This window comes from Bradyrhizobium sp. 138 (assembly GCF_023074075.1).
In the GTDB taxonomy this organism is placed as follows: domain Bacteria; phylum Pseudomonadota; class Alphaproteobacteria; order Rhizobiales; family Xanthobacteraceae; genus Bradyrhizobium.
Map to the genome: position 1 here is coordinate 156,564 of NZ_JADPKT010000016.1, position 13,232 is coordinate 169,795.

Consider the following 13,232-nt stretch of genomic DNA (forward strand, 5'->3'; position numbering starts at 1 on the left):
CCTCACGACGCCTTCCGGATCTTGAAGCTCGCGACGTAGTCCTCCGGCTTCGCAGGATCGAACGTCTTGCCCATCACCGCAAACGATTTGTAGGCGCTCGCCGGCGGCGACAGGCCCATTTCGGTCATCAGCTTCTTGGTATCGGTGGCCAGATACACCTGCTCGGCGACCGTCTTGTAGTCGACGTCGCCCTTGATCTGGCCCCAGCGCTTCATCTGCGTCAGCATCCACACCGCGAAGGACTGCCACGGGAACGGATCGAAATCGACGCGCTTGGCATCCGTCTTCACCCCGCCGAGGCCATCGGCATAAGTGCCTGTCAGGACCTGCTCCAGCACCGTGACCGGCGCGTTGATGTAATTGGCCGGCGCGATCGCTTCCGCGATCTGCTTGCGGTTCTCCGCCTTCGACGCGTACGCGGTGGCATCGACGATGGCCCGCGTCAGCGCCGCAAAGCTGTTCGGCGCATTCGTGATGAACTCGCGGCTGGCGGCGAAGCTGCAGCAGGGATGGCCGTCCCAGATCTCTTTCGACAATAGGTGCATGAAGCCGACGCCGTCATAGATCGCGCGCTGGCAGATGTTGTCGGGTGCGAGGAAGCCGTCGATGTTGTCGGCGCGCAGATTCGCGACCATCTCCGGCGGCGGCACCGAGCGCAGCTGCACGTCGGTATCGGGGTCCAGCCCGTGTTCGGCGAGATAATAGCGCAGCAGGTAATTGTGCATGGAATAGTCGAAGGGGATGGCGAACTTCATTCCCTTCCAGTCCTTGGGATCGCGCTTGTCCTTGTGCTTGGCCGCCAGCACGATGCCCTGCCCGTTGATGTTCTCGATCGCAGGCACCGCAAACGGAATGGCGTTGGCGCCGAGCCCGAGCGAGATCGCGATCGGCATCGGCGCCAGCATGTGCGCGGCGTCGTATTCCTTGTTGATGGTCTTGTCGCGGATCACCGCCCAGCCGGCGGTCTTGACCACCTCGACGTTGAGACCGTGCTTGGCATAGAAGCCGAGGGGAGCCGCCATGATGATCGGTGTGGCGCAGGTAATCGGGATGAAGCCGACCTTGAGGTCCTTTTTCTCGGGCGCGCCGGCTTGGCCAAAGACTTCGGTCGCCGTCTTCAGTGGGAAGAACTGCGACAGCGCGGCCAGCGCGGTGGAAGCCCCAACCGACTTCAGGAATGCGCGTCGCGCTGCGTCCTGCGGAAACATCGCGCGCATCACCGCAGAAGCGACGACGCCCTCGTAACGTTTTTCCTCGCTCTCGACCGGTTCGCAGTGGAGCGACAGCGCGGCCTGATCATGCTCGGCAGCGGACCGGTGCTGGCCACAGGCACAGCCGGCTCGGAGGTTGCGATCGGGATCAAACGGATTGTCGAACGTGGACATCGGACCTCCTGCGCGTCATTGCGAGGAGCAATTACGCAAGGAGCATGCCACCGCCTTCGCTTGAGCCACCACCTTGATGTCGCAGCGATTTCGATCGAACTTGGCCATTACGAAAACTCGTGATAAACGAAAATTCGTAGTCGAATAACGAGATTTCGTAATGGCAACGACGCCAGTGCCTGGCCCCGACGAGGCGGCTCAAAACCACGACCTGCGTGCGGCAGCGTTCGAAGCATCCGTCGAGGCCACGCTTCTGGTCGATCCCTACGGCGACGAGATCATCGATGCCAATCCAGCTGCTTGCTCCCTGCTCGGCTACGACCGCGCCCTGTTGCGGCAGACCAAGGCCAGCGCCCTTCACAACGGCCAGCTTCCCGCACTCACCGTGTTCACCCAGGCCGTGCTGCACAAGGGTGCCTACTGGACCACGACGCTGAACCCGCGTCACGCCACGGGCCAGGAGCTTCGCCTCGAATATTCAGGGTGCCTCCTCGACCATGGCGACCGCACGCTGGTGCTGCTCACCCTCACCGATATCGAGGCGCGCCGAAGGCGCAATGTCGATGCCGCAGCCGAGGACCACATGCGCGGCGGGATTGCGACCTGGCAGCGGGTCGAGCGGGTGTTCCAGGACATCGAACGCGAGAACCAGTTGATCCTGCGCGCCGCCGGCGAAGGCATTTATGGCGTCAACGCCGAAGGCAAGACCACCTTCGTGAACCCCGCGGCCGAGCGGATGCTGGGCTGGACCGCCGAGGAGCTGGTCGGCAAGGAAATCCACCCGATCGTGCACCACACCCATCACGACGGCCGGCACTATCACAACCATGATTGCCCGATCTACGCGGCGTTCCGTGACGGCGCCGTGCATCAGGTCGACGGCGAGGTGTTTTGGCGCAAGGACGGCTCGCCGGCCTGGGTCGAGTACACCTCCACCCCGATCCGCGATCGCGGCGTCGTGGTCGGCGCCGTCGTCGTGTTTCGCGACGTCAGCCAGCGGCGCGAGGCGGACGAGAAGCTGCATGCGGCGCTTGCCGAGGTCGACCGCCTGCGCGAGCGGCTCGAGCTCGAAAACGCCTACCTCCAGGAGGAAATCCGCATCGAGACCAATCCCCGCGGCATCATCGGTGGAAGCGAGGCGATCCAGAAGACGCTGCGCCAGGTCAAGCTGGTGGCGCCGACCACCGCCGCGGTGATGATCACCGGTGAATCCGGCACCGGCAAGGAGCTGATCGCGCGCGCCATCCACGAGGATTCCACCCGCAGCGACCGGCCGCTGATCCGCGTCAACTGCGCCGCGATCCCGCGTGAACTGTTCGAGAGCGAGTTCTTCGGCCATGTCCGCGGCGCCTTCACCGGCGCGACGCGCGATCGCATCGGCCGCTTCGAGCTTGCCGACGGCGGCACGCTGTTCCTCGACGAGGTCGGAGAGATCCCGCTCGAGCTGCAGGGCAAGCTGCTGCGCGTGTTGCAGGAGGGCAATTTCGAGCGCGTCGGCCAGGAGCGCACCCGCGCCGTCGATGTCCGCGTCATCGCCGCGACCAATCGCGACCTCAAGCAGGAGGTGCAGCGCGGCCGTTTTCGCGAGGACCTCTATTTCCGCCTCAACGTGTTTCCGATCGAGACCGTCCCGTTGCGCGAACGGCGCGAGGACATTGCCCTGCTCGCCCAGCATTTCCTGACGCGGGAGAGCAAGGCGCTGAAGTCGAATTTGCGCCTGTCGGAAGGCGATGCGCGGCGGCTCACCCGCTACGACTGGCCAGGCAACGTCCGCGAATTGCAGAACGTGATCGAGCGCGCCGCGATCCTGTCGCAGAACGGCCGCCTGCGCATCGACTTGCCCGACACGACCGGCGCGCAAGCCGCGCCTGGCACGGCGCGCCAGAAGGCCGACGCGCGCCCGATCGTCATGACATCATCGGAAATGCGCGATCACGAGCGCGCCAACATCCTCGCCGCGTTAGAGGCCTGCGCCGGCAAAGTGTTCGGCGCCGGCGGCGCGGCGGAGATGCTGGATATCAAGCCGACCACGCTGGCCTCGCGGATCAAGGCGCTTGGGATCGCGCCTCGTCCGCGGGCTATGTGATCGCGGCGCGCTCAGGCCGCCTTGGTCGTCACATCAGATGCAATCGGCAAGCCCTGCTCGATCGGCAGCGAGGGATCACGCGACCATTCGTTCCAGGAGCCGAAATACATCCGCACGTCCGTCACGCCGGCATTCTTCAACGCGAGGAACGTGTTCGAGGCCCGAGCGCCCTTGAAGCAATAGAGATAGACCGGCGTCGCCTGCGAGATGCCGACGGTGGCGCATTCGGCCAAGATCTCGTCCTTGGACTTGAAGCGCGGGCCTTCAGCGGTCGGCTTCATCATGCGGTACCATTCCAGCCACACTGCACCGGGAATGCGGCCCTTGCGCGGGCAGAAATCTTTCCCATAAGGCGAAGAGCTGTCGCCGATCCATTCGTCGACATCGCGCACGTCGAGAATGGCGATGCCGGGCTTGCCGACCGCGGCGAGCATGGTCTTCGCGTCGATCAGGATCTCGCCGGCTTCGGGCACGATCGCGAATGAGGCCTTGGCCGGTGCCGGCACATCCTTCGTCACTGGAAGACCCGCGGCGGCCCACGCGTCGAAGCCGCCATGCAGCACCTTCACCTTGGGATAGCCGAGCATGGTGAGCAGATAGTAGCCGCGGCAGGACTGGCCGAAGCCGGAATTCATCGACTGCTCGTAGATCACGGCCGTCTCCTTGCCGGAGAGGCCGGCGGCACCGAAGGCGTCGGCGAATTTGGTCTTCAGCTCGCTCATGCCCTCGGGCGTCGAGGTCGCCAGGAACGTGAAAATTTCATGCACGTTCACGGCATTGGGCAAGTGCCCGGCGGCGTAGGCATCGGGATTGCGGGTGTCGATCACGACACACGGCTCTAGCTTCAAGAGATCGGCAAGTTCGCTGGCAGAAATCAGAACGTCCGTCATTGGCAGCCTCTCCGTTGAGGTTAAGTGGTCTTCTGGGGTCGACTCGTAAAGCTCAGAAATCAGCGAGCATCTTGCGCAGCTGCTTGGTGGCAGGCGTGACGATCGCGACGAAATAGGCCTCGCGCAGGCGCCGCTGCGCGCGGTGGCTCTTCAGGTAGCCGCGCGCGCCACAATGCAGCATCGCCGCATGCGCCGCCGCGACGCTGGCTTCGCCGGCGCGCAAGCGCAGCGCGATCACCTTGCGCCAGTAGGTCTCCTCCTCGTTATAGGGATCGCGCGCCAGCGCCATGGTCTCGGCCTCGAGCTCGGCGGCGAGATCGCGGAAATGCACCGGCTGCTGCGGCAAGTAGCGGTTGATGTGGCCGAGGGGAGCATCGACCTCGTCCATGATGTTGATGCAGTCGCGGATGACGCCAAGCGCCATGCCGGCCTGCAGCAGGATGAAGCCGGCGCGGATCTTCTTCACGAAGGGCCCGGCGGGATCTGCAAGGATCAGCTCGTCCGGCACGAAGACGTCGCGGAACTGCACGCCATAGGTGCCGGTGCCGTCCATGGCGAGGAACGGCTTGCACGGCGTCAGCGTGATCGCAGGGTCCGAGCAGTCGGCGAGGAACATCACGGTACCCGGCTCGTCCTCACGCTCGAAAATGGTGCCGAAATAATGATCGGGACCGAGATTGGAGACCCAGGGCAGCGCGCCACGTACGATATAGCCACCCTCGACCTTGCGCCCCTTCAGCTTCAGCTTCTCGATGCCGAAGAAGCTCTTCATCGGATTGGAGAGCCCGGTGCCGCCGAGCACGCGGCCGGTCGAGAAGGCATCGCCGAAGCGTTTTGCCAGCTTCAGGTTGGTCGAATTGGCGGCGTACCAGACCAGCGTGTTCTGGCACCAGGCCATGAAGGCCGTCGCACCGCAGACTTCGCCGATGGCAGCCATCGCCTGGATCGCGCAGCGCAGATCGGCGGGACCTTCGTGCGGCACGTGACTGCCCCAGGCGCCTACCTCGCCGAACTTGCGCAGCACCTCGGCCGGGTAGACCGAACCGTCGTCGACGCCGGCGGCGAGCGGCGCGAGTTGCTCGCGCGCGATCCGTGCGACTTCGCCTGCAATGGACGGTGCGGGCTGATCCAGAACTTCGACCCGCGATAAAGCCAGTGAACCCATGATCGTCTCCCGCACCTTGTCCTGTTGCTCAGCCTAGATGCCGACCTCGAGATTGACGGGGCGGGTGAAGGTGTTGGCGACCGGCGACCATTTCTTCACATGGGCGACCAGCGCGTTGATCTCGTCCTGCGCGATGCCCTCGCACTCCATGTCGACCTTGACGCGCACGTCGGTGAAGCCGACCGGCTTGTCCGAGGTGTCGCCGGTGCCCCAGACTGCGGTGATGTTGAGGTCGCCTTCGAGCTCGAGCTCGAGCTTGTTGACGATCCAGCCGCGGTGCACGGCGTTTGCGTGCAGGCCGACGGCAAGGCAGGAGCCGAGCGCGGCGAGCGAGGCTTCCGATGGATTGGGGGCGGTGTCGTCGCCGAGCAGCCCCGGCGGTTCGTCGACGATGTAGGGCGGCAGATTGCGGATGTAGTTGGCGTGGCGGAATTTTCCTTCCGCGACCGTCTTGCATTTCAAGGTCTTGACGACCTTCGGATTGGCCTTGCCGCTCGCGATCAGTTGCTCGAGGCCATTCTTGTCGATGGGCGCAAGGCACCCCGTCAGCACTGTCTTTTGAATGACGGCAGTCATCTTCTTCTCCCTGGCAGAAGCGGAAATCGGCAGGATACCGAACGGTCTGTTTCCTTGCATGGAGCGTGCCAGAGAGGGCGGAAAACGAAATCCGAGGCATTGGAGCCGGTTAGCAATGCCTGCCTGCAGATTGATCAGTCGCGCTCTGCTCAAAGGCGATGCAGATGAGTTCGCCGATGCGAATCTTTTCGGCGCGAAACAGATGCGGCTTGCTGATGTGACGCAGCTGCGATTAAGTTGCAGCCTATGGCAAAGACGTCATCGAAGAAGAATTCGAACTCGCCCCACTCAGGCGCTGGCGACGACGAATCCGCGCGCGGGCGCCTGCTCAGCGCCGCGACGCATCTGTTCTGCAAGAACGGCATCAACGCCACCGGCATCGATGCGATCATCGAGGAAGCCGGCACCGCGAAGACGACGCTCTACAAGCTGTTCGGCTCCAAGACCAATCTCGTCAACGCGGTGCTGGAAAGCGAAGGCAAGCAGTGGCGCGAATGGTTCATCGGCGCCATGGAAGCAGGCGGCGGCGATGCGCAGGCGAAGCTGACGCGCATCTTCCCGGCGCTGAAGAGCTGGTTCGCCGAAGAGCGCTTCTACGGCTGCCCCTTCATCAACGCCGTGGGCGAGCACGACAAGGACGCCAAGCAATTCCGCAACATCGCGCTGAAGCACAAGAAGATCGTGCTCGGCCACATCGAGAAGCTCGCCGGCGAGCTCGGCTCGAGCGAACCCGCGGTGCTCGCACATCAACTCGGCCTCATCATCGACGGTGCCATCGTCGCGGCCATGATCTCGCGTGATCCGGGTGTCGCGGATACCGCAGCGCTCACCGCCGGCCCGCTGCTCGGTCAGGTCAAGGCGAAAAAGAGGCGTGAGCTCGAAGCGGTGTGAGCTTCTTTCCTAGGGTGGATTTAGCGAAGCGTAATCCACCGCTTCGGTCGCCGCGCGAGAATTGGTGGATTACGCCTTCGGCTAATCCACCCTACGAAGCCTACGCGCCCTGCTCCACCATCCCGGCAAGCCGCACCAGCTCCGCCTCCAGGTCCCGCTCCACATCCGCCGCGCGGATCTCCAGCACGCGATAGTCCCGCGCCTCCAGCCATGCCCGCCTTGACGCCCGGTCTGCCGCGATCGCCTCGCCCTCGCCCGGGTTGACCAGCTCGATCGCGATCCGGTGCGGGAAAGAGACGAAATCGGGAATATGGCGCCCCACCGGGGTCTGGCGTTTGAACTGACCTGCAAAGCGGCGGTCGCGGGTCAGGGCCTGCCAGAGCAGGCGCTCGGCATCGGTCGGGTTGCGACGGAGCAGGCGGGCGAGGCCGCGCACCGTCGAGCCGCTGTCGGGCACGCCGCCCTGCCCGTGCTCGGCCAGCAGGGCGCGCAGGCGCGTGGCCTGCTCGCCGTCGAGCACGCCGCCCTTGGCCGGACCCTTGCGCCCCTCGGCGATCGCCATGACGACTCCATGCAGGGTATGCATGTCCTGCTTGGTCGGCTCCATCCGGCTGAAGATGTTGCGCAGGTTCACCAGCATGGTGTCGCGCTTCTCGGCCGGACGCAGGAATTCCACCTTGTCGAGCTCGCGGATGAGATTGTCGAAGAAGGCCTGCATCTGGTGCTGCGAGGCGCGCTCGGATCGCTCAGGCATGGCGTGCGGCAACTCGCCGGATGTCGCCCGCTTGAACCATTCATAGCCGACCAGCAGCACCGCCTGGGCGAGGTTGAGGGAGGCGAAGCCCGGATTGACCGGGAAGGTGATGATGCGGTTGGAGAGCCCGACCTCCTCGTTGGTCAGCCCCCAGCGCTCGCGGCCGAACAGGATGCCAGCCTTGCCGCCGGTCGCGACGTGCCCGGCGATCTCGCTCGCCGCGGCCTCCGGCCCGACCACGGGCTTGGCCTGGTCGTGGGGGCGCGCCGTGGTGGCGAACAGCAGGTCGAGGTCGGCGACCGCCTGCTCGACGGTATCGAACAGTTCGACCTTTTCCAGAATGTGGTCGGCGCCGGCCGCGGCGCGCTGGGCGGCGATGTTGGGCCAGCCGTCCCGGGGGTTGACGATGCGCAAGGCTGAAAGCGCAAAATTTCCCATGGCGCGCGCGGCCATGCCGATGTTTTCGCCCAGCTGCGGCTCGACCAGGATGACGATGGGACCGTCGAGGGACAGGCCCGTCTTGCTCTTGTCAGTCCCCGACATCTGATTTCGCTTTCACTCTTCGTCTCAAGGCCTTGGCAAGGCCGCCTAAGGAATTGATTCAAGCCGCCACTTGCCGACGGCCTCGTCCCGCTCGCCTGTCGTTTGCCTGTCCTGACAGAATTCTCAAGGGAAATAACGGGTTGGATTCGACTTTTGAATCTCACCGGGAACGCGCCCCCGCGGCCGGGCGAGGGCCGCCGCCCGCCCCCCATCCGGGCAAGCTGGATGAGCTAAAAGTGCATAATCCCTTGGCTTTCGCCCGCCGCGTCCGGGTGCTAAGAGGCGGCGGATATTCCCGTGGCGCGCCAAAAGCGCCGTTCGCAAGAGGCTTCCCCGATCATGGCAAAAATCAAGGTATCCAATCCCGTCGTCGAGCTCGATGGCGACGAGATGACCCGGATCATCTGGCAGTACATCAAGGACAAGCTGATCAACCCGTACCTTGATGTCGAGCTGCTCTATTTCGACCTGGGAATGGAATACCGCGACCACACCAACGATCAGGTCACCATCGACGCCGCCGAAGCCATCAAGAAGGTCGGCGTCGGCGTCAAGTGCGCCACCATCACCCCTGACGAAGCCCGGGTGAAGGAATTCAATCTCAAGCAGATGTGGAAGTCGCCGAACGGCACCATCCGCAACATCCTCGGCGGCGTGATCTTCCGCGAGCCGATCATCTGCAAGAACGTGCCGCGTCTGGTTCCCGGCTGGACCAAGCCGATCATCATCGGCCGCCACGCCTATGGTGACCAGTACCGCGCCACCGATTTCAAGTTCCCCGGCAAGGGCACCCTCACGATGAAGTTCGTCGGCGAGGACGGCACCGTGATCGAGAAGGAAGTGTTCAAGGCCCCCGGCGCCGGCGTCGCCATGGAGATGTACAATCTCGACGACTCCATCATCGACTTCGCCCGCGCCTCGCTGAATTACGGCCTGCTGCGCAACTACCCGGTCTATCTCTCGACCAAGAACACGATTCTGAAGGTCTATGACGGCCGCTTCAAGGACATCTTCCAGGACATCTACGACCGCGAGTTCAAGAAGGAATTCGAGGCCAAGGGCCTGACCTACGAGCACCGCCTGATCGACGACATGGTGGCCTCGGCGCTGAAATGGTCCGGCGGCTATGTCTGGGCCTGCAAGAACTACGACGGCGACGTGCAGTCCGACACGGTGGCGCAGGGCTACGGCTCGCTCGGCCTGATGACCTCGGTCCTCCTCACCCCCGACGGCAAGACCGTGGAAGCGGAAGCCGCCCACGGCACGGTGACCCGCCACTACCGCGAGCACCAGAAGGGCAAGGAGACCTCGACGAACTCGATCGCCTCGATCTTCGCCTGGACGCGAGGCCTCGCCCACCGCGCCAAGCTCGACAACAATGCCGAGCTCGCCAAGTTCGCGAGCACGCTGGAGAAGGTCTGCGTCGACACCGTCGAGGCCGGCTACATGACCAAGGACCTCGCGCTGCTGGTCGGCGCCGACCAGCGCTGGCTCTCGACCACCGGCTTCCTCGACAAGGTCGCCGAGAACCTGACCAAGGAGCTGGCGGCGTAAGCCGTCCGCAATTTCGCCCGACTGGGCCAGACATCATCACGGGCCGCGCCTTGAAGCGCGGCCCGTTTCTTTTTGAGAGCTCTTGCGGAGATGCGACCATGTCGATCAAGCTTGCCGTGCCGTGCCTGTTGCTGCTCGCCGGACCAGCTGCGGCCGCCGACCCGCTTCCCGCCGCCATCGCAGCACCGGGCGAGAGCAACGTGCTCAGCGTCCACGCCGAGGGCGCGCAGGTCTATGAGTGCAAGGCGGGTCCCGACGGCAAGCTCGCCTGGGCTTTCCGCGAGCCGATCGCGACGCTGCTCTCAGACGGCAAGACCATCGGCCGGCACTATGCCGGCCCGAACTGGGAGCTCGCCGACGGCAGCGCCGTCGTCGGCAAGGCTGCCGGCAACGCGCCTGGCGCGACGACGGCCGATATCCCCTGGCTGAAGCTGGAAGTGACCGCTCGCCGCGGCAGCGGCACCCTCACGCCGGTCACCACGGTCCAGCGCATCAACACCCATGGCGGCAAGCTCGATGGCTCATGTGAGAAGTCCGGCGAGTTCAGAAGCGCGCCCTACGCGGCTGACTACGTTTTTCTCAGGAAGGGCTGACGGCTCAGCGGTGCATGGCGAGGCGCGATCCGGCGCCACGCCGATGACATTGAAGCCAATGTGATGATCTGTGAGACGACTGAATGACGCGCGCCCTTTAAGCGCCTGCCATCGCTTTTTCGATCGCGCTCAACGCCTCGGATGCCTTGGCCCCGTCAGGGCCGCCGGCCTGCGCCATGTCGGGCCGGCCGCCGCCGCCCTTGCCGCCGAGCGCTTCGGAGGCAATGCGCACCAAATTCACGGCATTGAAGCGCGCGGTGAGGTCTTGGGTGACGCCGACCACGACGCCGGCCTTGCCGTCTTCGGTGACGCCGACGATGGCGACGACGCCGGATCCGATCTGCTTCTTGCCGTCGTCGGCAAGGCTCTTGAGATCCTTCATCTCGATGCCTTCGACCGCACGCGCCATCAGCTTGACGTCGCCGACCTCGCGCACGCCTGACGCCGCGCCATTGCTTCCGGCGGCAGCGCCGCCACCCATCGCCAGCTTCTTGCGGGCGTCGGAGAGTTCGCGCTCGAGCTTCTTGCGCTCCTCCATCAGCGCGGCAATGCGCGCCGGCACGTCGTCGAGCGAGGTGCGCAGCTCGTTTGCCGCGGTCTTCGCCAGCGCCATGGTGTCGTTGGCATGCCTGCGCGCATAATTGCCGGTCAGCGCCTCGATGCGGCGCACGCCCGAGGCGACCGCGCTCTCGCTCGTGAGCGTGATCAGGCCGATATCGCCGGTGCGCCGCACATGGGTGCCGCCGCAGAGCTCGACCGACCAGCCGAGCGCATTGGCGCCGCGCTCGCGCGCGGTCCTGCCCATCGAGACGACGCGGACCTCGTCGCCGTACTTCTCGCCGAACAGCGCACGCGCCCCGGCCTCGCGCGCCTCGTCCACGCCCATCACGCGCGTGGTGACCTCGTCGTTCTCCAGCACCACGTCGTTGGCGATGTCCTCGACGCGCGCGAGTTCTTCCGCCGTGATCGGCTTGGGATGCACGAAGTCGAAGCGCAAACGATCCGGCGCGACCATCGAGCCGCGCTGGGCGATGTGGTCGCCGAGCACCTGGCGCAGCGCTTCATGAATGAGATGCGTCGCCGAATGATGGGCGCGGATCGAGGAGCGCCTGGAATGATCGACCTCGAGCTGCAGCGCGGTGCCGAGCTTCACTTCGCCGCTCTCGACCGTGCCGACGTGAACGAAGAAATCGCCGAGCTTCTTCTGCGTGTCGGTGACCCGGAACTTGATGCCGCCCTCACCGCTGAGCACGCCGGTGTCGCCGACCTGACCGCCTGATTCCGCATAGAACGGCGTCTGGTTCAGCACGATCGCGCCGGTGTCGCCGGCCTTGAGGCTGGCGACTTCAGCGCCATCCTTGACCAGTGCGGAAACGACGCCTTCGGCGCTCTCGGTCTCGTAGCCCAAAAATTCGGTGGCGCCGAGCTTCTCGCGCAACGGAAACCAGATCGCCTCGGACGCCGCCTCGCCCGAGCCCTTCCAGGACTCGCGCGCCTTGGCCTTCTGGCGCTCCATCGCATCGGTGAACGCGGCCTGATCCACGCCGATGCCGCGCGACTTCAGCGCGTCCTGCGTCAGATCGAGCGGGAAGCCGTAGGTGTCGTACAGCGTGAAGGCGACGTCGCCGTCGAACATGTCGCCCTTCTTCAAGGACGCGCTCTTCTCGTCGAGGATGGCGAGGCCGCGCGAAAGAGTCTTGCGGAAGCGGGTCTCTTCCAGCCGCAGCGTTTCCTCGATCAGATTCTCCGCGCGCATCAAATCGGGATAGGCCTGGCCCATCTCGCGCACCAGCGCCCAGACCAGCCGATGCATCAGCGGCTCCTTGGCCCCTAACAACTGCGCATGGCGCATCGCACGGCGCATGATCCGGCGCAGCACGTAGCCGCGGCCCTCGTTCGAGGGCAGCACGCCATCCGCGACCAGGAAGGCCGAGGAGCGCAGATGGTCTGCGATGACGCGGAACGAGGCCACGGTCTTCTCGTTCGGCCCGCTGCCGAGCGCGGACGACGTCGCATCGATCAAATGGCGGAACAGATCGGTCTCGAACACACTCTCGACGCCCTGCAGAATGCAGGCCATGCGCTCCAGGCCCATGCCGGTGTCGATCGAGGGACGCGGCAGCGGCTGGCGCTCCTCCTTCGTCACCTGCTCGAACTGCATGAACACCAGGTTCCAGAATTCGAGGAAGCGGTCGCCGTCCTCTTCCGGCGAGCCCGGAGGCCCGCCCCAGATGTGCTCGCCGCGGTCGATGAAGATCTCCGAGCACGGGCCGCACGGGCCGGTGTCGCCCATCGCCCAGAAATTGTCCGAGGTCGGAATGCGGATGATGCGGTCCTCGGAGAAGCCGGCGATCTTCTTCCAAAGGCCCGCCGCCTCGTCGTCGGTGTGGTAGACGGTGACCAGCAGCTTGTCCTTCTTGAGCCCGAACTCCTTGGTGATCAGCGTCCAGGCGAGCTCGATCGCGCGCTCCTTGAAGTAGTCGCCGAAGGAGAAGTTGCCGAGCATCTCGAAGAAGGTGAGATGGCGCGCGGTATAGCCGACATTGTCGAGGTCGTTGTGCTTGCCGCCGGCGCGCACGCATTTCTGCGACGTGGTGGCGCGCTGATAGGGCCGCTTCTCGACGCCGGTGAAGACGTTCTTGAACTGCACCATGCCGGCATTGGTGAACATCAACGTCGGGTCGTTGCGCGGCACCAATGGCGAGGAGGACACGATCTCGTGGCCGTTCTCGGCAAAGAAGTTCAGAAAGGTCGACCTGATCTCGTTGACGCCGCTCATGTTCATCCAATCGGGT

10 protein-coding genes are annotated in these 13,232 nt (G+C 64.8%); 4 read left to right on the plus strand and 6 right to left on the minus strand.

The features are described from left to right. Positions 1–2: 2 nt before the first annotated feature. On the minus strand, positions 3–1,385 hold the full coding sequence (locus tag IVA79_RS09650; RefSeq protein WP_247552249.1) for a CmpA/NrtA family ABC transporter substrate-binding protein: 1,383 nt from the start codon (positions 1,383–1,385) through the stop codon (positions 3–5). Between the two features lie 160 nt (positions 1,386–1,545). On the opposite strand from IVA79_RS09650, the gene IVA79_RS09655 reads away from it, so the two are divergent. Continuing rightward, positions 1,546–3,471, plus strand: coding sequence for a sigma 54-interacting transcriptional regulator (locus tag IVA79_RS09655; RefSeq protein WP_247552250.1), 1,926 nt, complete (start codon positions 1,546–1,548; stop codon positions 3,469–3,471). Positions 3,472–3,482: 11 nt separating this feature from the next. Here the strand turns inward: IVA79_RS09655 and IVA79_RS09660 are convergent, their stop codons facing one another. Genes IVA79_RS09660 through IVA79_RS09670 form a run of 3 tightly spaced genes read right to left on the minus strand, consistent with a single transcriptional unit; the run spans position 3,483 to position 6,102 of the window. Continuing rightward, the gene (locus IVA79_RS09660; RefSeq protein WP_247552251.1) at positions 3,483–4,361 is read right to left on the minus strand and encodes a sulfurtransferase; all 879 of its coding nucleotides are present in this window, start codon (positions 4,359–4,361) and stop codon (positions 3,483–3,485) included. A gap of 52 nt (positions 4,362–4,413) precedes the next feature. Beyond that, on the minus strand, positions 4,414–5,526 hold the full coding sequence (locus IVA79_RS09665; RefSeq protein WP_247552252.1) for an acyl-CoA dehydrogenase family protein: 1,113 nt from the start codon (positions 5,524–5,526) through the stop codon (positions 4,414–4,416). A gap of 33 nt (positions 5,527–5,559) precedes the next feature. Further along, a complete protein-coding gene (locus IVA79_RS09670; protein WP_247552254.1) occupies positions 5,560–6,102 on the minus strand; it encodes an OsmC family protein in 543 nt (180 codons plus the stop codon). A gap of 246 nt (positions 6,103–6,348) precedes the next feature. Between IVA79_RS09670 and IVA79_RS09675 the strand changes: the two genes are divergently transcribed. After that, positions 6,349–6,993 (plus strand): TetR/AcrR family transcriptional regulator, encoded by a 645-nt coding sequence (locus tag IVA79_RS09675; RefSeq protein ID WP_247552256.1) that lies wholly within the window; start codon positions 6,349–6,351, stop codon positions 6,991–6,993. Between the two features lie 100 nt (positions 6,994–7,093). On the opposite strand, the gene IVA79_RS09680 is transcribed toward IVA79_RS09675, so the two are convergent. Beyond that, positions 7,094–8,290, minus strand: a complete 1,197-nt coding sequence (locus IVA79_RS09680; protein WP_247552258.1) for a TrmJ/YjtD family RNA methyltransferase — start codon at positions 8,288–8,290, stop codon at positions 7,094–7,096. A gap of 339 nt (positions 8,291–8,629) precedes the next feature. Between IVA79_RS09680 and IVA79_RS09685 the strand changes: the two genes are divergently transcribed. Both IVA79_RS09685 and IVA79_RS09690 read left to right on the plus strand, forming a co-directional pair. Continuing rightward, the gene (locus IVA79_RS09685) at positions 8,630–9,844 is read left to right on the plus strand and encodes an NADP-dependent isocitrate dehydrogenase (protein WP_247552261.1); all 1,215 of its coding nucleotides are present in this window, start codon (positions 8,630–8,632) and stop codon (positions 9,842–9,844) included. A 98-nt stretch (positions 9,845–9,942) separates the two neighbouring features. Further along, positions 9,943–10,437 carry a DUF3455 domain-containing protein gene (locus IVA79_RS09690; RefSeq protein WP_247552263.1) on the plus strand — a complete coding sequence of 165 codons (495 nt, stop codon included), beginning with the start codon at positions 9,943–9,945 and terminating at the stop codon, positions 10,435–10,437. A gap of 97 nt (positions 10,438–10,534) precedes the next feature. Here the strand turns inward: IVA79_RS09690 and alaS are convergent, their stop codons facing one another. Further along, the gene (gene alaS / locus IVA79_RS09695) at positions 10,535–13,216 is read right to left on the minus strand and encodes an alanine--tRNA ligase (protein WP_247552265.1); all 2,682 of its coding nucleotides are present in this window, start codon (positions 13,214–13,216) and stop codon (positions 10,535–10,537) included. Between the last annotated feature and the right edge of the window lie 16 nt (positions 13,217–13,232).

What these genes read in the sequence shown, in the direction of transcription:
- IVA79_RS09650 (WP_247552249.1), bottom strand. Translation starts at nt 1,385, where the DNA reads ATGTCCACGTTCGACAATCCGTTTGATCCCGATCGCAACCTCCGAGCC.
- IVA79_RS09655 (WP_247552250.1), top strand. Translation starts at nt 1,546, where the DNA reads ATGGCAACGACGCCAGTGCCTGGCCCCGACGAGGCGGCTCAAAACCAC.
- IVA79_RS09660 (WP_247552251.1), bottom strand. Translation starts at nt 4,361, where the DNA reads ATGACGGACGTTCTGATTTCTGCCAGCGAACTTGCCGATCTCTTGAAG.
- IVA79_RS09665 (WP_247552252.1), bottom strand. Translation starts at nt 5,526, where the DNA reads ATGGGTTCACTGGCTTTATCGCGGGTCGAAGTTCTGGATCAGCCCGCA.
- IVA79_RS09670 (WP_247552254.1), bottom strand. Translation starts at nt 6,102, where the DNA reads ATGACTGCCGTCATTCAAAAGACAGTGCTGACGGGGTGCCTTGCGCCC.
- IVA79_RS09675 (WP_247552256.1), top strand. Translation starts at nt 6,349, where the DNA reads ATGGCAAAGACGTCATCGAAGAAGAATTCGAACTCGCCCCACTCAGGC.
- IVA79_RS09680 (WP_247552258.1), bottom strand. Translation starts at nt 8,290, where the DNA reads ATGTCGGGGACTGACAAGAGCAAGACGGGCCTGTCCCTCGACGGTCCC.
- IVA79_RS09685 (WP_247552261.1), top strand. Translation starts at nt 8,630, where the DNA reads ATGGCAAAAATCAAGGTATCCAATCCCGTCGTCGAGCTCGATGGCGAC.
- IVA79_RS09690 (WP_247552263.1), top strand. Translation starts at nt 9,943, where the DNA reads ATGTCGATCAAGCTTGCCGTGCCGTGCCTGTTGCTGCTCGCCGGACCA.
- alaS (WP_247552265.1), bottom strand. Translation starts at nt 13,216, where the DNA reads ATGAGCGGCGTCAACGAGATCAGGTCGACCTTTCTGAACTTCTTTGCC.